The following is an 18,830-nucleotide window of genomic DNA, read 5'->3' as shown; positions in this document are numbered from 1 at the left end:
CCTTCAGCTGTTTCTGATTCAGATCCTCTCGGGCTTGACGAAGCGATGGTTAATGCGGTTATCTGAAACCGGTTTCAGCCTTGCCGTGCTGACTCGAACAATTCCAATAAAAAGGCTTTTTCAACCGTGAACGATTTCTCCGCCGCCCAGCGCAGCCGCGTGACCATGCTCGATGTCGCCGAACACGCTGGCGTGTCCAAGGCCAGCGTCTCGCGCTTTATCGGCGATGACCGCGCCCTGCTCTCCGATGCCATTGCCCGGCGCATCGAGCAGGCGATTGCCGAACTGGGCTACCGCCCCAATCAGATGGCCCGAGGCCTGAAACGCGGGCGCACTCGTCTGATCGGCATGCTGGTGGCCGATATCCGCAACCCTTATTCGATTGCCGTGATGCACGGTGTGGAAACCGCCTGCCGCCGGCACGGTTACAGCCTGGTGGTGTGCAACACCGACCGCGATGACGAGCAGGAACGCCAGCACCTGGCGCTGCTGCGCTCGTACAACATCGAAGGGCTGATCGTGAACACCCTGGGCCATCATCGGGATGAGCTGGATGGGCTGAAGCGGGAAATGCCGCTGGTACTGGTGGATCGCAAGGTCGAGGGGCTCGACAGTGACATGGTCGGATTGAACAACCCGCAGGCCATCGAGATGGCGCTCGAACATCTTCAGCAGCGTGGCTATCGCAATGTGCTGCTGGTGACCGAACCCTATGACGGCACCAGTTCGCGGATCGAGCGGGTCAGCAGTTTTCAGCAGCAGATTGGTCAGCGCAAAGACATGCGTGGCGCGGTGCTGGAAACCGGTTCGAGTCTTGCGAACGATCTTCAAACCTTTTTGAACACACCTGATTCGGGCCCGAAAGCCCTGTTCTGCGCCAACGGCGTGGCGGCGTTGGCTTGCACCCTGGCCTTGCGCGAGATTGGCTGCCGGTTGTTCGAGGATGTCGGGTTGATCGCGCTGGATGATCTGGACTGGTATCCGTTGGTGGGCAGCGGGATTACTGCCCTCGCTCAGCCGACGGAGGAGATTGGTGCGCGGGCGTTTGAGTGCTTGCTCAAGCGGTTGCGTGGGGATGATGAAGCGGCGCGGACGCGGGATTTTGCACCGGTGCTGATTGAGCGCGGTTCGACGCGCAGCAAGGCAGAATAAGGCCCTGCGGGGCCACCCAAAATTTTTTGAACAAAAATGAAACCGGTTTCAGAGGTAGATAACAATGAATAAACCTGCCGTTTCCATCAGCCTGTCCAGCTACGGCGCCGATCTTGTTCGCCGTCGCGGCCAAGGCTCTTTCATCGAAGTGCTGGCCGCTGCCGGCGCCCATCGCATCGAATGGCGCGAAGAGTTGCTGACCAACGAAGTCCCGGAACAACTCTCCACCGCCACGCAAGCCCAAGGCCTGCAAAGCATCTATTCCTCACCGACCGAACTGTGGCTCGCCGGTCAGTCGCGGCCCAATCCGGAACTCATCACCGCGCTGCAAAACGCCGAAGCGTTCGGCTCGAAGTGGCTGAAGGTCTCCCTTGGTTTTTTCACCGACAACAACGATCTGCAGACGCTGGCGCAAATCCTTGCGCAAAGCCCGGTGCAGTTGCTGGTAGAGAATGATCAGACGCTGCACGGCGGGCGGATCGAACCGTTCCAGCGCTTCTTCGCCGCCGTCGAGCAACACAACTTGCCAATCAAGATGACTTTCGATATCGGCAACTGGCAGTGGCAAGACCAGTCCGCCACCGGTGCCGCTCGACTGTTGGGCCGTCATGTCGGTTACGTGCATTGCAAAGCCGTGGCCCGCCGTGCCGACGGCAAACTGGTCGCGGTGCCGCCCGCCGCCACCGACCTGCATCTGTGGGAACAACTGCTGCGGCACATGGCCCAAGGGGTCATGCGCGCCGCCGAATACCCGTTGCAGGGCGATGACCTGGTGCAGTTGACCACCGAACACGTCGCCGCCCTTGCCCGCCTCGGCCAGTCCCGTCTGGAGCCTGCTCATGTCTGAGATCGATATTCTGTCGTTCGGCGAAACCATGGCCATGTTTGTTGCTGAACAGAGCGGCGATCTGGCCTCGGTCGAGCAGTTTCACAAGCGGATTGCCGGGGCCGACAGCAACGTCGCCATCGGATTGTCACGGCTGGGTTTCAAGGTGGCCTGGCTGAGCCGTGTCGGTGCCGATTCGCTGGGACGATTTGTCGTCGAAACCCTGGCCCGCGAAGGCCTGGATTGCAGCCATGTCGAAGTCGACAACGCGCACCCGACCGGTTTCCAGCTCAAATCGCGCAACGATGACGGCAGCGATCCGACGGTCGAATACTTCCGTCGCGGCTCGGCGGCCAGTCATCTATCGCCGCAGTCGATCACCCCGACGTTGTTAAGCGCCCGGCACCTGCACGCCACCGGCATTCCGCCGGCGCTGTCGGCTTCGGCGCGGGAAATGTCCCGTGAACTGATGACCCGCATGCGCAACGCCGGGCGCAGCGTGTCGTTCGACCCGAACCTGCGCCAGAGCCTGTGGGCCAGCGAGCGGGAGATGATCACTGAAATCAACCGCCTCGCCGCCCTCGCCCACTGGGTGTTGCCGGGGTTGAGCGAAGGCCGGCTGCTGACCGGGTTTGAGGATCCGGCGGACATCGCCGCGTTCTATCTCGATCAGGGCGCCGAAGCCGTGGCGATCAAGCTCGGGCCGCAGGGCGCGTATTACCGCACGCATCTGGATCAGGGATTTGTCGCCGGGGTGCCGGTCGAAACCGTGGTCGATACGGTCGGTGCCGGGGATGGGTTTGCGGTGGGGATGATCAGTGCCCTGCTGGAGCACCAGAGTTTTCCCGAGGCGGTCAGACGTGCCAACTGGATTGGCAGCCGGGCGGTGCAGAGCCGGGGGGACATGGAGGGTTTGCCGACCCGATCCGAACTCACCGCTGATCGTTCCCACGCTCCTGCGTGGGAATGCAGCTCGTGACGCTCTGCGTCACATGGGACGCCGAGCGTCCCCGGAGGCGTTCCCACGCGGACGGTTCGACGCCTCGACGTGGGAACGAGCAAGCAATAAACCATTGAACCTGCTGCGACAAAAACAACAAGCTCAGGAGCAAGACCATGAAAACCGCAACCCTCGCCACCCGCCGCTGGTGGTACATCATGCCGATCGTGTTCATCACCTACAGCCTGGCGTACCTCGACCGCGCCAATTACGGCTTCGCTGCTGCCTCCGGGATGGCCGCCGACCTGATGATCACGCCGGGCCTGTCCTCGCTGCTCGGCGCGCTATTCTTCCTCGGTTACTTTTTCTTCCAGGTGCCCGGCGCGATCTACGCGCAGAAGCATAGCGTCAAGAAGCTGATCTTCGTCAGCCTGATCCTCTGGGGCGGGCTCGCCACCTTGACCGGCGTGGTTTCCAACGCCTATTGGCTGATCGTCATCCGCTTCATGCTCGGCGTGGTCGAAGCGGCGGTGATGCCGGCGATGCTGGTGTACCTGTGCCACTGGTTTACCCGCGCCGAACGCTCGCGGGCCAATACCTTCCTGATCCTCGGCAACCCGGTAACGATGCTGTGGATGTCGGTGGTTTCGGGCTATCTGGTGCAGCATTTCAGTTGGCGCTGGATGTTCATCATCGAAGGCTTGCCGGCGGTGCTCTGGGCATTCATCTGGTGGAAGCTCGCCGATGATCGTCCGGCCCAGGCCAAGTGGCTCAGCGAGCAGGAAAAGCACGATCTGGAAAGCGCGCTCGCTGCCGAACAGGTCGGCATCAAAGCGGTGAAGAACTACGCCGAGGCCTTCCGTTCGCCGAAGGTGATCATTCTGGCGCTGCAATTTTTCTGCTGGAGCATCGGCGTCTACGGCTTCGTGCTGTGGCTGCCGTCGATCCTCAAGGCCGGTGCGCAGATGGACATGATCGAGGCCGGCTGGCTGTCGGCCCTGCCGTATCTGGCGGCAGTGATCGGCATGCTGCTGGTGTCGTGGGGCTCGGACAAACTGCAAAAGCGCAAACGTTTCGTCTGGCCGCCGCTGCTGATTGCCTCGGTGGCGTTCTACGGCTCCTACGCCTTGGGCGCGGAGCATTTCTGGTGGTCGTACACGCTGCTGGTGATTGCCGGCGCCTGCATGTACGCGCCGTACGGGCCGTTCTTCGCCATCGTCCCGGAGATCCTGCCGGCCAACGTTGCCGGCGGCGCCATGGCGCTGATCAACAGCATGGGCGCCCTCGGTTCTTTCGGCGGTTCGTATCTGGTCGGTTACCTGAACAGCTCCACCGGTTCGCCCGGCGCTTCGTACCTGTTGATGAGCGGCGCGCTGATGCTCTCGGTGGTGCTGACGATTTTTCTCAAGCCCGGCGCAAGCGACCGGGTGACGGCCAAGCGCGTCGCACCGCGTCCGCAGCCGGCTCATTCCTGAATTGATAGAGAGATGACTGCGATGAAAAAGCAGGTTGTGCTGTACAAGAAACTGTCGCCGCAATTGATGGCGCGTCTTGAGGAACAGGTCGATGTGACACTGATCGACAGCCTCGACGCCGATGGCCTGATGAAACTGCGCGACGCCCTGCCCGGTGCCCACGGCTTGCTCGGCGCGAGCCTGAAACTGGACGCGGCGCTGCTCGATCTGGCGCCGAAGCTTGAAGCGATTTCCAGCGTTTCGGTGGGCGTCGACAACTACGACATCGACTACCTGACCCGGCGCAAAATCCTGCTGACCAACACCCCGGACGTGCTCACCGAAACCACCGCCGACACCGGTTTCGCACTGATCCTGGCCACTGCCCGGCGCGTGGTGGAACTGGCGAACATGGTGCGTGGCGGTCACTGGCACCGCAGCATCGGCCCGGCGCATTTCGGTACCGATGTGCATGGCAAGACGCTGGGCATCATCGGTATGGGGCGGATCGGTGAGGCGTTGGCCCAGCGTGGGCATTTCGGGTTCGGGATGCCGGTGATCTATCACAGCCAGTCGCGCAAACCGGCGGTTGAAGAACGTTTTGATGCGCAGTACCGCAGTTTGGAGGATCTGTTGCGACAGGCGGATTTCATCTGTCTGACCTTGCCGTTGACGGCGCAGACCGAAGGTCTGATCGGCGCCGAGCAGTTTGCGCTGATGCGACCGGAGAGCATCTTCATCAACATCTCACGGGGCAAGGTAGTAGACGAAGCTGCAATGATCGAAACCTTGCGGCATAACCGGATTCGCGCGGCGGGACTGGATGTGTTCGAGCGTGAGCCGTTGAATCATGACTCGCCGTTGTTGCAACTGAATAACGTGGTGGCAACGCCACACATGGGTTCGGCGACTCATGAAACGCGCGAGGCTATGGCGCGGTGTGCGGTGGAGAATCTGTTGGCGGGGTTGGCCGGTGAAAAACCCGCCAACCTGGTGAATTCTCTCCACTGATGATCGTTCCCACGCTCTGCGTGGGAATGCCTCAAGGGACGCTCCGCGTTCCAGCTCTGGAAGGGACGCGGAGCGTCCCGGGCTGCATTCCCACGCGGAGCGTGGGAACGATCAGGAGGAAACCCTCAGGCGCTGCGCACCTGGAGAAGCTGCGCAGCGCACAGTGCAATCCGCGAACACGCATCCGCCAGTTTTACTCTATCCACCACCAGCCCGATGCGAATATGCCCCGCCGCACTCGGCCCGAACGCCTCACCCGCCAGCACCGAAACCCCATACCCCTCCAGCAATCGCTCGGCAAAATCCTGCGCGCCGAGCCCGGTCTGGCGCACGTCGACCATCACGAACATCCCGCCATCCGGTTTGATCGGGTACAACCCCGGACAACCACGCAACCGCTCGCACACCAGATCCCGACGCAACCGGTATTCCTCGCGCATCTGCATCACTTCCGGCAGATCTTTCTCCAGCGCGATCTGCGCCGCTTTCTGCACAAAGTCCGGCAGACCGAACAACATGCTCAGCGACAGATTCACCAGATGCTCGGCCAACGGTTTCGGCCCGATCATCCAGCCGATCCGCCACCCGGTCATCGCATGGGATTTGGACAGACTGTTGATGGTCGCGGTGCGCTCGGCCATGCCCGGCAGGCTCGCCGGGCTGACGTGCTCGCCTTCGTATAACAATTCGCTGTAGACCTCATCGCTGATCAGCCACAGGTCATGACGAATGCACAACGCCGCCAGCTCCTGCCAGATCAACAACGACAGGCTCGCACCGGAAGGATTGTTGGGACTGTTGAGCAACATGGCCCGTGTCTTCGGAGTGATCCGCGTCGCGACATCCACCGGGTCGACGCGAAAACCGTTTTCCGGCCGCACCGGAACAGGCACCACGGTTGCGCCACAGGCACCGAACACACCTTCATAAGTCACGTACATCGGTTCGGCGACGATCACTTCATCGCCCGGATCCAGCAGACATTGCGCCACCGAATACACCGCGCATTGCGCGCCGGGCAGCACGATCACATGCTCGGCATCGACGTCCTGGCCGCTGCGTTGCCGATGGTGCTCGGCGATGTGCCTGCGCAACTCCAGCCGGCCGCGCACTTCGGAATAATGGGTATCGCCCGCCAACAGGCTGTCGATGGCGCCGTGGATGATCGGCAGCGGCGTATCGAAATCCGGATCACCCACCGACAGCAGCAACACATCGACCCCTTCGGCGCGCAGCTCCAGCGCTCGGTCGTGAATCCGCCAGGCTGCTGCTCCCTCCCCGGCGATTCGTTGGGTCAAGGCTGAATAGCGCATGTACGTCTCCTGATTGCGCGGTCTCCAGCCTTCACCCTAGGTCAAATCACAAAGCGCGCCACCATCGCATTCAAATCCACCGCCAGACGCGACAGTTCGTGGGTCGCGGCGCTGGTTTGATTCGCGCCGGCAGCTGATTGGGTGGCCAGGTCGCGAATGTTGACCAGGTTGCGATCGACCTCGCGGGACACCTGCGCCTGTTCTTCCGAAGCGCTGGCGATCACCAGGTTGCGCTCGTTGATCTGGTGAATCGATTGGGTGATCTGCTCGAGTGCAACACCGGCGGCGCGGGCCATTTCCAGGGTGGTCTGGGTGCGCTGGTTGCTTTGCTGCATCGACTCGACCGCTTCGCCGGTGCCGTTCTGGATGCCGGCGACCATTTTTTCGATTTCCTGAGTCGATTGCGCAGTGCGATGGGCCAGGGCGCGAACCTCGTCCGCCACCACGGCGAAACCGCGACCCGCTTCACCGGCACGGGCCGCTTCGATGGCGGCGTTGAGCGCCAGCAGGTTGGTCTGTTCGGCGATGGCGCGGATCACGTCCAGCACCTTGCCGATGTCGCGGCCCTGAGCGGCCAGGCCTTCGATCATTTGCGCGGTGTTCTGGACGTCGTGGGTCATGGTCTGGATCGCATCGACGGTTTTCACCACTTGGTCGCGACCTTCACGGGCAGCGTGGGTCGACTGGTTCGAGGCTTCGGAAGTCGACACCGCGTTGCGTGCGACCTCTTCTACAGCAGCGGTCATTTCGTTGACGGCGGTGGCGGCCTGTTCGATTTCGTCGTTCTGCTGTTGCAGGCCACGGGACGCTTCTTCGGTCACGGCGCTGAGTTCTTCGGCAGCGGCGCCCAGTTGCGTGGCGGAGCCGGCAATCTGTTCGATGGTTTTACGCAGATTGGTCTGCATCGCCGCCAGCGCTTCAAGCAGGCGCGCCGGTTCGTCCTTGCCGTCGATTTCGATGGCTTTGGTCAGGTTGCCGCCAGCGATGGTTTGCGCGGCAGCGACGGCGCGGTTCAGCGGGGTGACGATGCTGCGGGTCAGCAGCCAGGCCAACAGCACGGTCAGCAACGCGGCAATCACGGCCACGGCGATGATTCCAGTAATGGCACTGTTGTAATACTCACCCGCTTGAGTGGAAGCGGTTTTCGCATCGGCAGCGTTGATCGCGATCAGCTTGTTGAGCTGTTCGCCCATCTTGTCGGTGCCGTCCTTGATCTTCGTGTTGATAAGGGCGCGCATCTCGTCGAGCTTGTCCTGGCGCGACAGCTCCATCATCTGGTTCTGCGCTTGCACATAGTTGTCGAGAGTCGTCGAAAACTCCTGATATAACGCGCGTTCCTCCGGGCCGGCCGGCAATGCCGCGTAACTGGCCTGGGCAGCGCGCACCTTGTCCACCAGCACACCGATGCGGGTCTGGGCTTCCTGCAAACCGGCCGGTTCGCGGTTGACCAGAATGCGGAACGACAGAATGCGCAGACGCAAGACGTTTTCCGTGACCACGGCGAGTTGGGTGACGCTTGGCAACTGCGTCGAGTCCATCTCCAGGGAAGCCTGACGGATGATCGACATGCGGTTGACGGCGAACACGCCAAGCACGATCACCAGCAAGGCAATAAAAGCAAAACCGAGGAAGGCACGGGGCGCGATATTCAGATTACGCAAGGACATAGGAGGACTCTCGGATGATTGAAACTACGAGCGTCCATGCCGTGATCACTGGCCCTTGGGGCGGGCTTCAGTCCGGCGTCACTATTTTAAGAAGTCTTGTGTGCGCCTGACTTCTGTATCGGCCAGGCTTGAGGAAGTTTGCGGGGAAAGATGAAATATTTTTCAAAGTGTTGCGGGTGTTTCAGCGGTGAAACACCCTTCGCTTCAGATGATGACTGACAGGTCAGGCTGGAGCTGCCATACCCCATACGCGAGCAATATCTGTTGCACGTTCACGCAACAGGCGCGGGGCTTCGGCGCAGGCTTGTTCCAGGGACATCGGGCCGCTGGTGACCGCGAATGCAGCGTCGATGCCGTGATCGTAGAGCGCTTGATAGCCCTCGCCCAACGTACCGGCTATGACGATTACCGGTACGCCGTGTTGCTTGGCGATCCGCGCCACGCCAAACGGGGTTTTTCCGCGCAGGGTCTGGGCATCGAAGCGCCCTTCTCCGGTAATCACCAGATCTGCGCCCTTCACTGCGTCGGACAGTCCGACCAGTTCTGCGACGACTTCGACACCGGCCTGGAAGCGTGCGCCGAGAAACGCTTTGGCGGCAAAGCCCAACCCACCTGCGGCACCACTGCCCGGTTCATCGCGTACGTCCTTGCCCAACGCCTGCGCGCAGAGTCCGGCGAAGTGGCCGAGGGCCTGATCCAGTTGTTGAACTTGCGCCGGTGATGCGCCCTTTTGTGGGCCAAAAATCGCCGAAGCGCCGTGGGGGCCGCACAGTGGATTGTTGACGTCAGCGGCGATGTCGAAACGGACGTGAGCCAGACGCGGGTCGAGTTCGCTCAGGTCCAGACGTGCGAGTTGCGCCAACGCCAATCCGCCCGGCACCAGAGCTTGCCCTTGAGCATTCAGCAGTTTCACGCCCAGCGCCTGCATCGCGCCAGCGCCGCCGTCGTTGGTGGCGCTGCCGCCGATGGCCAGAATGACGCGTTGTGCGCCGGCATCCAGCGCAGCGCGGATCAGCTCACCCGTGCCGAACGTGCTGCTGATGCACGCATCGCGTTGCCCCGGCGGCACCAATTGCAGGCCGCTGGCTTCAGCCATTTCGATGATTGCGGTGTGATTGTGCGGCAACCAGCCCCATGCAGCTTCAACTGCTGCGCCCAACGGGCCACGCACGCGGGTGCGGCGCAGTTCGCCTTCGCAGGCGGCGAGAATCGACTCCACCGTGCCTTCGCCACCGTCGGCCATCGGGCATTTGACCAGCGTCGCCTGCGGCCAGACCTGCGCCAGACCCAGCGCGATGGCTTCTGCAACGCCTTGGGCACTCAGGCTGTCCTTGAACGAATCGGGGGCGATGACGATTTTCATGCAAATTCTCCAGTTCCAATGCCCCTCATGCTGCCAGTCGCCTTGCCGGTTGACGCCTGTCCGCTGCACAAGTTGGATTGGCGTTTATTGTTCATTTCGACAAATCGTCAGTCTGCGGCAGCAATTGCACCCCCAGATACAACGCCAGCATGCCGTCGAGCTTCAGCGGATCGACCCCGCTCAACTCGGCAATTCGCTCCATCCGGTAACGCAGGCTGTTGCGGTGAATGCCCAATGCATCTGCGCAGGCCTGGCTCTGCCCGTCGTGATCGCACCAGCTGCGCAAAGTCGCGAGCAACTGGCCGTTGCTGTCCTTGGCGATCACCTTGCGCAACGGCTTGAGCAGTTCATCCAGCGCATCATCGTTGCGATGGCGCCAGAGCATCACCGGCAAACGATAGCGATTGAGGGTCAGCAGCCGTGAACGCGGCAGCACTTCGCGGCCATAGGCGAGCAAGTCGCCGACCCGCCGATAGCAACGGCGCAACCCGGTCAACCCGTCGGCCTGCCCGCCCACCGCGATACGCAGAATGTTCCAGCCCAGACCATCGAGCTTTTCCAGCAGGCGATCATGCTCGACGGCCTGACTCGCCGGCCGGCACCAGAGCAGTGACGACTTGGCCGAGCTCACACACCAACTGTCGGGATAGCGCGACATCAGCCAGGCACTCAGCGCCTCGACGGTTTGCCCCGGTCCGTGTTCCAGGCCCAACTCGAACAGATACGGCACTCGTGTCAGTTGCGGTTTGAGCCCTAGCTGCTGGGCTTCATCCACCAAGCGCGGCGAATCCCCTGCTTCACTCAACAGCAGCGCGAGCAAGTCATCGCAACGCTGCCGCCGCCATTGCTGCTCGGATTGCTGGTTGCGCTGGCCGACCAGCATTTCAGCGGTCATGCGCACCAGTTCGGCGTAAGTGCGCAGCTGCTCCGGCTCACCGGTGATGCCAAGCACGCCGATCAAGCGTTGATCGAGCAACAGCGGAAGATTGATCCCCGGCTGCACACCTTTCAAATGCACCGCCGTCTGCGCGTCAATCTCCACCACCCGTCCGTTGGCCAGCACCAGTTGCGCGCCCTCGTGGCGGGTGTTGATGCGCTCCGGCTCGCCACTGCCCAGGATCAGCCCCTGGCTGTCCATGACGTTGACGTTGTACGGCAAAATGGCCATGGCCCGGTCGACGATGTCCTGGGCGAGGTCGTGATCGAGTTCGAACATAGGGGCTGGAATCCTTGAAAACAGGCGCGGACGGTTGTTCACCCGCACAGGGTCTGGCGGCAAACCCTGTGCTCAGGCACAAAGACAATCCGGCCAAAGGTGGCCGAGACTCTCAGGGCGATCAACGTTACCCTTTGCATCGCAAAAAATCATAATAAAGAGAGAGCCGCCATGTCGCAGAGCGCCGCTGCCGCCCAGACCATCGATGACGATAAAAACGCCGTCTACAAACGCATCACCCTGCGTTTGATCCCCTTCATCTTCATCTGCTACCTGTTCAACTACCTCGACCGGGTCAACGTTGGATTCGCCAAACTGCAGATGCTCGACGCGCTGAAATTCAGCGAAACCGTGTACGGCCTCGGTGCCGGTATCTTCTTCATCGGCTACGTGCTGTGCGGCGTACCGAGCAACCTGGCGCTGACCAAGTTCGGCCCCCGGCGCTGGATTGCGCTGATGATGATCACCTGGGGCACGCTGTCGACCTGCCTGCTGTTCGTCACCACGCCAACCCAGTTCTACACCCTGCGCCTGTTCACTGGCGCCGCCGAAGCCGGGTTCTTCCCGGGCGTTGTGCTGTATCTCTCGCAGTGGTTCCCGACTTTCCGCCGTGGCCGGATCATGGCGCTGTTCATGTCGGCAATCCCTGTTTCGGGTTTGCTCGGCAGCCCGTTTTCCGGCTGGATCCTCAATCACTTCGCCGCAGGGCAAGGTGGCCTCGCCGGCTGGCAGTGGATGTTCCTGCTGCAAGGCATTCCGACTGTAATCCTCGGCGCACTCGCCTACTTCCTGTTGAGCGATAACTTCGCGAACGCCAAATGGCTGACCCCGCATGAACGTTCGGTGCTGGAAGCGGATCAGGCAGAAGACCTGGCGAACAAGCCGAAAACCACTTCCGATTCGCTGATTGCCGTGTTCAAGAACCCGGCCATCTGGGCCTTCGGCCTGATCTACTTCTGCATCCAGAGCGGCGTATATGCGATCAACTTCTGGCTGCCGTCGATCATCAAGAACCTCGGCTTCAGCGACAACCTGGTGATTGGCTGGTTGAGTGCGATTCCGTATCTGTTGGCCGCCGTGTTCATGCTGGTAGTGGGTCGTTCGGCGGACTTGCGTAAAGAACGTCGCTGGCATTTGGTGGTGCCGATGTTGATGGGCGCTGTCGGCCTGCTGATCGCGGTGAACTTCGCGGCGAATCCGGCGATTGCGATTCTCGGCCTGACCATTGCGACCATGGGCGCGCTGACCGGTCTGCCGATGTTCTGGCCGGTGCCGACGGCCATGCTGAGCGCGGGCGCTGCGGCGGGTGGGTTGGCGTTGATCAACTCGATGGGGCAGATGGCGGGGTTCTTGAGCCCTTACCTTGTTGGTTGGGTGAAGGACAGCACTGGGTCGACCGATGCGGCGTTGTATCTGCTGGCGGGTGTGATTGTTGGCGGGAGTCTGCTGGCGTTGCGGATGACGCGGACGTTGCGGGCTTAAGCATTAGTCGAAATACAGAAACGGCCCATTACGGGCCGTTTTTCTTTTAGATCTGGCTACAGCGGCGCTTCAGCCTTCAGTTCCAGATTATCCAGCGCCCGATTCACCGCCAGTTCCCCCAGCATGATCAGTTGCGCGATCCCCAGCAGCACATGCCGATGCGAGCCGTCCACCAGCCCGGCGAAGTCGGTGGCCATGGTTTTGGCGCAGGTCAGGGTTTCAGAGGCATCGGCCAGCAGTTCTTCACTGTCGATGCCGGGGGCGATGAGGTAGCGGGTGTTGGGTTTGAGCAGCGGTTTTCTGGGGAGCAGCGGATTGAGGTAGTGATCGAGGGCGCGTTCGGCGGCTTCGTGGAAGGTCTTGGAGTCGAGGGACTCGTAGGGCGAGGTGGTGTCGGTTTCGGGTGGGTTGGGTGTTGGTTTGATCATGGTGAAACTCCTAAGGCGCTTATTGGAGCCACCACACTCGCTACCAAACGATGGTGGTGGCCAGACGCAGGTTGGTAGACCGGGCCTTAGGAGAAACGGCGCACCCGAAGGTGCCCTGCGAATGACCACCATAAAACAGAGACAAAAGACTCTACAAAATGGAGCACTCTGCACTTAAAGACCCGGGCTACCAAACCCGATCGCTGTTCTTTTCAGCGACGGGACAACGATAAAACCCGGCCCTTGAGCGCACAAGCCGGCGGATTCTGGCTTAGTCGTAGGCAACGGCGCAAGGTTGTGTAGCCTGGGGTGCGTGTCTGAACGTGTCCTTTAAACACCACACTTAAACACTCACCAAATCCCGAAAAATAAATCCGCCACTGAGCAGCCCATGACGAAAATGCTCCGTATCTTTAAATACGGAGCATTTTTTACATCGGGCGGATTACCTGGTTTCCACATACCCCAGAAAGACAGGTTTCTTATTTCCATTAATTAACTGTCAATATGACTGGGCTTCACCAGCATCTTTAATTATGACCTTGTCGTGCTGTCCTGCTCAGCTTCCCACTCTGGCTTTTTGCTTTAATCAAGAATACGTAATAGTTAACGCCTGCGAAACGATTGCTACCGAAGTTGGAGAAGTCCAGTATGTGACTTTTATCTCATAGGTCCCTAGTGGGACTTGGTTATTTTTCAGCCCTTCCCACAACCCCCACCACTTGAATACACCGTTCTGATCCTTGTACATAATTGATAACAAATTTTGATCTAGTGTCACACTGTAAAGAGTCCAGAGTTGGGCGTTGGCGGGATTTGACAAATAAATAATTATAGTTTGCCCATTCCTGGCAGTAGCCGGTATTGGGTGTTGAACAACACGACCCGAGGAGTCCAGCACCGGTGCTGGGGCGCCGTTTGGTACCCCTGGCGGATTCAAGGGAGGGGTAGTAGTACTAAGAGCTGTTATTAGGGGAATCGATGGGGACGTCGGAAGTGGTGCAATTGGCTGCTTCTGTGTGACGGTCATGATGCATTCCTTTTTCGATGTACATCGACGTGTGCTTGCTTCATTTTTCAATGAAGTCAATTTTTGATGTGTGATGCCGGGTTTAATACCGATTTGAATAGCTCTTGGTGCTTGAATAAATCCTGATGTGTCGCGGAGCGAATTTCCACTGTCAGTTCTGACAGTTTTCAAGTGCATTTTTGAATAACCAAGTCTCGCTTATAGCCAAGTGCGCTAATTGAGCTGAAAATCTCAAGAATCAAAGGACAAAATGCTAATTGTGAAAAATATTAGAGTGAAACAAGTGGTGGCTTAATTTCACAAAACCTCCGTTTTCGCATCCAGCTCCAGCACCAATCCTCCCGGCATCCTCACAAAAATCTGCCAGATCCCGTCCTCCGGCACCTGCGCCACCTGATACGGCAACCCACTGCCCTGCACCCGCTTCAAAACCGCGGCTGCGTCTTCATCGGTACGAAACGCAATATGACTCAACGCCGCCTCATCCAGCGCCGGCTGCTCAATCACATGCACCAACGCCTGCTCATCCTGATACAACCACCGCCCGGGAAACGGAAACGGCGGCCGGCGCCCCGGCATCAATCCCAACAACCCACCAAAAGCGTCCTGCAGCGCCTGACCGTCAGCAGTGTTGAAGGCCAGATGATCAAATGTCCACGTCATGTCTGTCTCCTGCGGTTATTCAGGATTTCAGTATCTGCGCTTGCCAATCCCGGAAAAATCCCGCAAAACGCCAAGGATCTTCAACGGATTTTTACTAATGAGCTCAATCCTCGATCTGGAAATCTTCGTCCGCACCGCCGACTCCGGCAGCATCTCCGCCGCCGCCCGGGCGCTGGAGCTGACGCCGGCGGCCGCCAGCATCGCATTGAAACGTCTGGAAACCCGCCTTGGCATTCGCCTGTTCGCCCGCTCGACCCGCAGCATGCGCCTGACTGAAGAAGGCCGGCGGTATCTGGAAAGCGTGCGATTGGCGCTGGCCACCCTGGCGGAAGGCGAGCAGGCGCTGAAGCAGCAGACCGAAGGCTTGAGCGGCGTGCTGCAACTGGCGGCGCCGTCGGACTTCGGGCGCAATGTGTTGCTGCCGTGGCTGGACGATTTCAAGCGCGAGCACCCGCACATTCAGCTGCAATTGCTGCTCAACGACCGACATGCGGATCTGTTTCGCGAGACGGTGGATGTTGCGCTGCGCTTTGGCGTGCCAAGTGATTCGACGATGGTGGCGTTGCCGATTCTGCAGGAGCATCGCCGCGTGGCCTGCGCCAGCCCTGTGTATTTGAAACGCCACGGCACACCGCAAAATCCTGCTGAACTGAGCGAGCACAGCGCCCTGCTCTACCTGCGCAACGGCCGTCCCTACAACACCTGGCGTTTCCATCGCGACGACGAAACGGTCGAGGTCGAAGTGCGCGGCGACTACCTCAGCGACGACGGCGAAGTCGCCCGCCGCTGGGCACTAGCCGGGCACGGCATCGCCTATAAAGCCTGGCTCGACGTGGCCGAAGACGTACGCGCCGGACGGCTGCTGACGCTGTTCGATGACTGGCTCGGCGAGAGCGTGCCGTTCAATCTGTTGTGCCCGCACCGGGTGCAGGTGTCGGAACGGGTCAAGGTGTTGCAGGCGTTTTTACGCGAGCGCTGCGAGGCATTGCGTCGATAAATTCACTTTGCCGCGCCGGGCGCTTCTGGTATTTGATGGAAGCTTTCCCACCGACAAAAGGATTTCGGCATGAGCTATCGCACACTGGGTCACTCGGGATTGCAGGTGTCCACCCTCACCCTCGGCACGATGATGTTCGGCGAGCAGACCAGCGCGGAAGACTCGCTGCGCATCATCGACAAGGCCTGGGATCAGGGTATCAACTTCATCGACACCGCAGACGTCTACACCAACGGCCGCTCGGAAGAGATCGTCGGCGAAGCCATCGCCCGTCATCGGCATGAATGGGTGCTGGCGACCAAAGTCGGTTTCGGCCCGGTGGATGGCGTGCCGAACCGCAGCGGCTTGAGCCGCAAGCACATCTTCAACGGTCTGGAGGCCAGCCTGACCCGGCTCGGCACCGACTACCTCGACATCTATTACTTGCACCGCGAAGACCACAACACCCCGCTTGAAGTGACGATCTCGGCGATTGGCGATCTGATTCGCCAGGGCAAGATCCGTTATTGGGGCCTGTCGAACTATCGCGGCTGGCGGATTGCCGAGGTGATTCGCGTGGCGGACAAACTCGGCGTCGATCGCCCGGTGATCAGCCAGCCGCTGTACAACATCGTCAACCGTCAGGCCGAAACCGAGCAGATCACCGCCGCCCAGACTTACGGCCTTGGCGTGGTGCCTTACAGCCCGCTGGCCCGTGGCGTGCTCAGCGGCAAGTACGCACCGGACGTGACCCCGGACGCCAACAGCCGTGCCGGGCGTCAGGACAAACGGATTCTGGAAACCGAGTGGCGCGTGGAGTCGTTGCGCATTGCCCAGCAGATTCAGCAATACACCCAGGAGCGTGGGGTCGGGATCGTTGAATTCGCAATTGCCTGGGTACTGAACAACAGCGCGGTGACGTCGGCGATTGTCGGGCCGCGTACTGAAGAACAGTGGGATGCGTACACCAAGGCGCAGGCGGTGAAGATTACGGCTGAGGATGAAGCGTTTATCGACTCACTGGTGACGCCGGGGCATGCTTCTACGCCGGGGTTTAATGATGTGAGCCATTTTGTGTCGGGGCGTAAACCGCATCAGGCTTAAGCACCTATGCTTCGACACAGGTCCGTGCTCTCACCGGACCTGTGTCGAATGTTGGAAATATTGATCACTCGGCCAATATTCAGCACAAAAACCACGTATCCTGCGCGCCCCGTTTCACCATCACCCCCGCGAGGACAGTTTGTCTAAAGGCATTGCTTTATCGGTGACAGCATCGACGCTGTTTGCCGTCATGTATTACTACACCTCGTTGCTCACCCCGTTGAGCGGCGTGGAAATCTTCGGTTGGCGCATGCTGCTGACCGTGCCCTGCATGACCGTGTTCATGCTGGTTTCCGGCGAATGGCGGCGGGTGCTGGAGCTGCTGCGCCGGATCCCTGCGCTGCCGAAGTTGATCGGTGGCCTGATTCTTTCGTCAGCGCTGCTGGGCGTGCAGTTGTGGCTGTTCATGTGGGCGCCGCTCAATGGCTACAGCCTTGACGTCTCGCTGGGTTACTTCCTGCTGCCGTTGTCCATGGTCCTGACCGGACGCATCGCTTATGGCGAAAACCTGTCATACCTGCAAAAAGTCGCGGTGTTTTTTGCCAGCCTCGGCGTGTTGAACGAGTTGTATCAGGTCGGCGGGTTTTCCTGGGCGACGCTGGTGGTGGTCGTCGGCTACCCGCTGTACTTCGTGCTGCGCAAATACCTCAAGACCGACAACCTCGGCGGTTTGTGGGTCGACATGACCCTGATGCTGCCGGTGGCGTACTGGTTTGTGCGCGGCGGCGAACAGGGTTTCGGCGTGTTCGATCTGTACCCGGCGCTGACATGGCTGATTCCGTTGCTCGGTCTGATCAGTGCATCGGCGCTGGTGGTGTACATCATTGCCAGTCGCCTTCTGCCGTTCAGTCTGTTTGGTTTGTTGAGTTACGTAGAGCCAGTGTTGTTGCTCGGCGTGGCGCTGCTGCTGGGTGAGAGCATCAAGCCCGGAGAATGGCTGACCTACATCCCGATCTGGCTCGCCGTGGTGGTGCTGGTGTTTGAAGGCTTCAAGCATCTGATGCGCCAACGGCGCCCGTAAGACGCGCAATAAAAAGCCCGGCCTGCATTTCTGCAGGCCGGGCTTTTTTACATCTGGTGCGGATTACTCGGTAGCGAGTACGCCACGACGCACCTGGTCACGCTCGATCGATTCGAACAGAGCCTTGAAGTTGCCTTCGCCGAAACCATCATCGCCCTTACGCTGAATGAATTCGAAGAACACCGGGCCCATCAGGGTTTCCGAGAAGATCTGCAGCAGCAGACGCTTGTCTTCTTTATCCGACGCACCGTCGAGCAGGATGCCGCGCGATTGCAGTTGATCCACCGGCTCGCCGTGGTTCGGCAGGCGGCCTTCGAGCATTTCATAGTAGGTGTCCGGCGGCGCGGTCATGAAGCGCATGCCGATCTTCTTCAACTGATCCCAGGTCTTGACCAGGTCGTCGGTGAGGAACGCCACGTGCTGGATGCCTTCGCCGTTGAACTGCATCAGGAACTCTTCGATCTGCCCGGCGCCCTTCGACGATTCTTCATTGAGCGGGATGCGGATCATGCCGTCCGGCGCTGTCATCGCTTTCGAGGTCAGGCCGGTGTATTCGCCCTTGATGTCGAAGTAGCGGATTTCGCGGAAGTTGAACAACTTCTCGTAGAAGTTCGCCCAGTAGGCCATGCGACCGCGATACACGTTGTGGGTCAGGTGGTCGATGATCTTCAGGCCGGCACCGACCGGGTTGCGGTCAACGCCTTCGAGGAACACGAAGTCGATGTCATAGATCGAGCTGCCTTCGCCGAAACGGTCGATCAGGTACAGTGGCGCACCGCCAATGCCTTTGATCGCCGGCAGATTCAGTTCCATCGGGCCAGTTTCGATGTGGATCGGCTGGGCGCCGAGTTCCAGTGCGCGGTTGTAGGCCTTCTGCGAATCCTTGACCCGGAACGCCATGCCGCAAACGGACGGGCCGTGCTCGGCCGCGAAGTACGAAGCAACGCTGTGGGGTTCGTTGTTGAGGATCAGGTTGATCGCGCCCTGACGATACAGGTGCACGTTCTTGGAACGGTGGGTCGCGACCTTGGTGAAGCCCATGATCTCGAAGATCGGCTCCAGGGTGCCAGGTGTCGGCGATGCGAACTCGATGAACTCGAAGCCCATCAGGCCCATTGGGTTTTCGTATAAATCTGCCATGGTTGGCGCCTCATCATTCTTATCAATTAACCAGAGTTATTTGT

Annotated in this window: 16 protein-coding genes; 9 read left to right on the top strand and 7 right to left on the bottom strand. The window is 60.0% G+C overall.

The window, feature by feature from the left end; all coding sequences use genetic code 11:
• The first annotated feature begins 126 nt into the window (after nucleotides 1–126).
• From CAF74_RS05355 to CAF74_RS05335, 5 genes are all read left to right on the top strand, one after another.
• Nucleotides 127–1,152, top strand: a complete 1,026-nt coding sequence (locus CAF74_RS05355; protein WP_085745559.1) for a LacI family DNA-binding transcriptional regulator — start codon at nucleotides 127–129, stop codon at nucleotides 1,150–1,152.
• Between the two features lie 64 nt (nucleotides 1,153–1,216).
• A complete protein-coding gene (locus CAF74_RS05350) occupies nucleotides 1,217–1,999 on the top strand; it encodes a sugar phosphate isomerase/epimerase (protein WP_085745558.1) in 783 nt (260 codons plus the stop codon).
• Complete coding sequence (locus CAF74_RS05345; protein ID WP_085745557.1) at nucleotides 1,992–2,957, top strand: sugar kinase; 966 nt, start codon at nucleotides 1,992–1,994, stop codon at nucleotides 2,955–2,957. Before CAF74_RS05350 ends, CAF74_RS05345 begins: the two co-directional genes overlap by 8 nt.
• A gap of 137 nt (nucleotides 2,958–3,094) precedes the next feature.
• A complete protein-coding gene (locus tag CAF74_RS05340) occupies nucleotides 3,095–4,393 on the top strand; it encodes an MFS transporter (RefSeq protein ID WP_085745556.1) in 1,299 nt (432 codons plus the stop codon).
• A gap of 21 nt (nucleotides 4,394–4,414) precedes the next feature.
• On the top strand, nucleotides 4,415–5,383 hold the full coding sequence (locus CAF74_RS05335) for a D-glycerate dehydrogenase (RefSeq protein ID WP_085745853.1): 969 nt from the start codon (nucleotides 4,415–4,417) through the stop codon (nucleotides 5,381–5,383).
• Nucleotides 5,384–5,508: 125 nt separating this feature from the next.
• On the opposite strand, the gene CAF74_RS05330 is transcribed toward CAF74_RS05335, so the two are convergent.
• The 4 genes from CAF74_RS05330 to CAF74_RS05315 form a co-directional block, all read right to left on the bottom strand.
• Nucleotides 5,509–6,696 carry a pyridoxal phosphate-dependent aminotransferase gene (locus CAF74_RS05330; RefSeq protein ID WP_085745555.1) on the bottom strand — a complete coding sequence of 396 codons (1,188 nt, stop codon included), beginning with the start codon at nucleotides 6,694–6,696 and terminating at the stop codon, nucleotides 5,509–5,511.
• A gap of 41 nt (nucleotides 6,697–6,737) precedes the next feature.
• Entirely contained in the window at nucleotides 6,738–8,363 is a 1,626-nt protein-coding gene (locus CAF74_RS05325) for a methyl-accepting chemotaxis protein (protein WP_085745554.1), read from the bottom strand.
• A gap of 223 nt (nucleotides 8,364–8,586) precedes the next feature.
• On the bottom strand, nucleotides 8,587–9,726 hold the full coding sequence (locus CAF74_RS05320; RefSeq protein ID WP_085745553.1) for a glycerate kinase: 1,140 nt from the start codon (nucleotides 9,724–9,726) through the stop codon (nucleotides 8,587–8,589).
• A gap of 91 nt (nucleotides 9,727–9,817) precedes the next feature.
• Nucleotides 9,818–10,942, bottom strand: coding sequence for a sugar diacid recognition domain-containing protein (locus CAF74_RS05315; protein ID WP_085745552.1), 1,125 nt, complete (start codon nucleotides 10,940–10,942; stop codon nucleotides 9,818–9,820).
• 171 nt (nucleotides 10,943–11,113) lie between these two features.
• On the opposite strand from CAF74_RS05315, the gene CAF74_RS05310 reads away from it, so the two are divergent.
• Entirely contained in the window at nucleotides 11,114–12,424 is a 1,311-nt protein-coding gene (locus CAF74_RS05310; protein WP_085745551.1) for an MFS transporter, read from the top strand.
• Nucleotides 12,425–12,480: 56 nt separating this feature from the next.
• On the opposite strand, the gene CAF74_RS05305 is transcribed toward CAF74_RS05310, so the two are convergent.
• Both CAF74_RS05305 and CAF74_RS05300 read right to left on the bottom strand, forming a co-directional pair.
• The gene (locus CAF74_RS05305) at nucleotides 12,481–12,852 is read right to left on the bottom strand and encodes a DUF6124 family protein (protein WP_085745550.1); all 372 of its coding nucleotides are present in this window, start codon (nucleotides 12,850–12,852) and stop codon (nucleotides 12,481–12,483) included.
• 1,327 nt (nucleotides 12,853–14,179) lie between these two features.
• Nucleotides 14,180–14,545, bottom strand: coding sequence for a hypothetical protein (locus tag CAF74_RS05300; RefSeq protein ID WP_085745549.1), 366 nt, complete (start codon nucleotides 14,543–14,545; stop codon nucleotides 14,180–14,182).
• 97 nt (nucleotides 14,546–14,642) lie between these two features.
• Here CAF74_RS05300 and CAF74_RS05295 point away from each other — a divergent pair, with 97 nt between their 5' ends.
• The 3 genes from CAF74_RS05295 to rarD all read left to right on the top strand — a co-directional run bounded on the left by CAF74_RS05295 (nucleotide 14,643) and on the right by rarD (nucleotide 17,646).
• Nucleotides 14,643–15,542 carry a LysR family transcriptional regulator gene (locus CAF74_RS05295; RefSeq protein ID WP_085745548.1) on the top strand — a complete coding sequence of 300 codons (900 nt, stop codon included), beginning with the start codon at nucleotides 14,643–14,645 and terminating at the stop codon, nucleotides 15,540–15,542.
• Nucleotides 15,543–15,611: 69 nt separating this feature from the next.
• Entirely contained in the window at nucleotides 15,612–16,625 is a 1,014-nt protein-coding gene (locus tag CAF74_RS05290) for an aldo/keto reductase (protein WP_085745547.1), read from the top strand.
• A gap of 139 nt (nucleotides 16,626–16,764) precedes the next feature.
• Nucleotides 16,765–17,646 (top strand): EamA family transporter RarD, encoded by an 882-nt coding sequence (gene rarD, locus CAF74_RS05285; protein WP_085745546.1) that lies wholly within the window; start codon nucleotides 16,765–16,767, stop codon nucleotides 17,644–17,646.
• Between the two features lie 63 nt (nucleotides 17,647–17,709).
• Here rarD and hppD read toward each other — a convergent pair whose 3' ends face one another.
• Nucleotides 17,710–18,786, bottom strand: coding sequence for a 4-hydroxyphenylpyruvate dioxygenase (gene hppD / locus CAF74_RS05280; RefSeq protein ID WP_007958955.1), 1,077 nt, complete (start codon nucleotides 18,784–18,786; stop codon nucleotides 17,710–17,712).
• Nucleotides 18,787–18,830 lie beyond the last annotated feature (44 nt).

It is taken from the genome of Pseudomonas sp. R45(2017) (genome assembly GCF_002112305.1).
GTDB lineage: Bacteria > Pseudomonadota > Gammaproteobacteria > Pseudomonadales > Pseudomonadaceae > Aquipseudomonas > Aquipseudomonas paraglycinae.
This window is presented reverse-complemented; position numbering and strand designations above follow the sequence as displayed.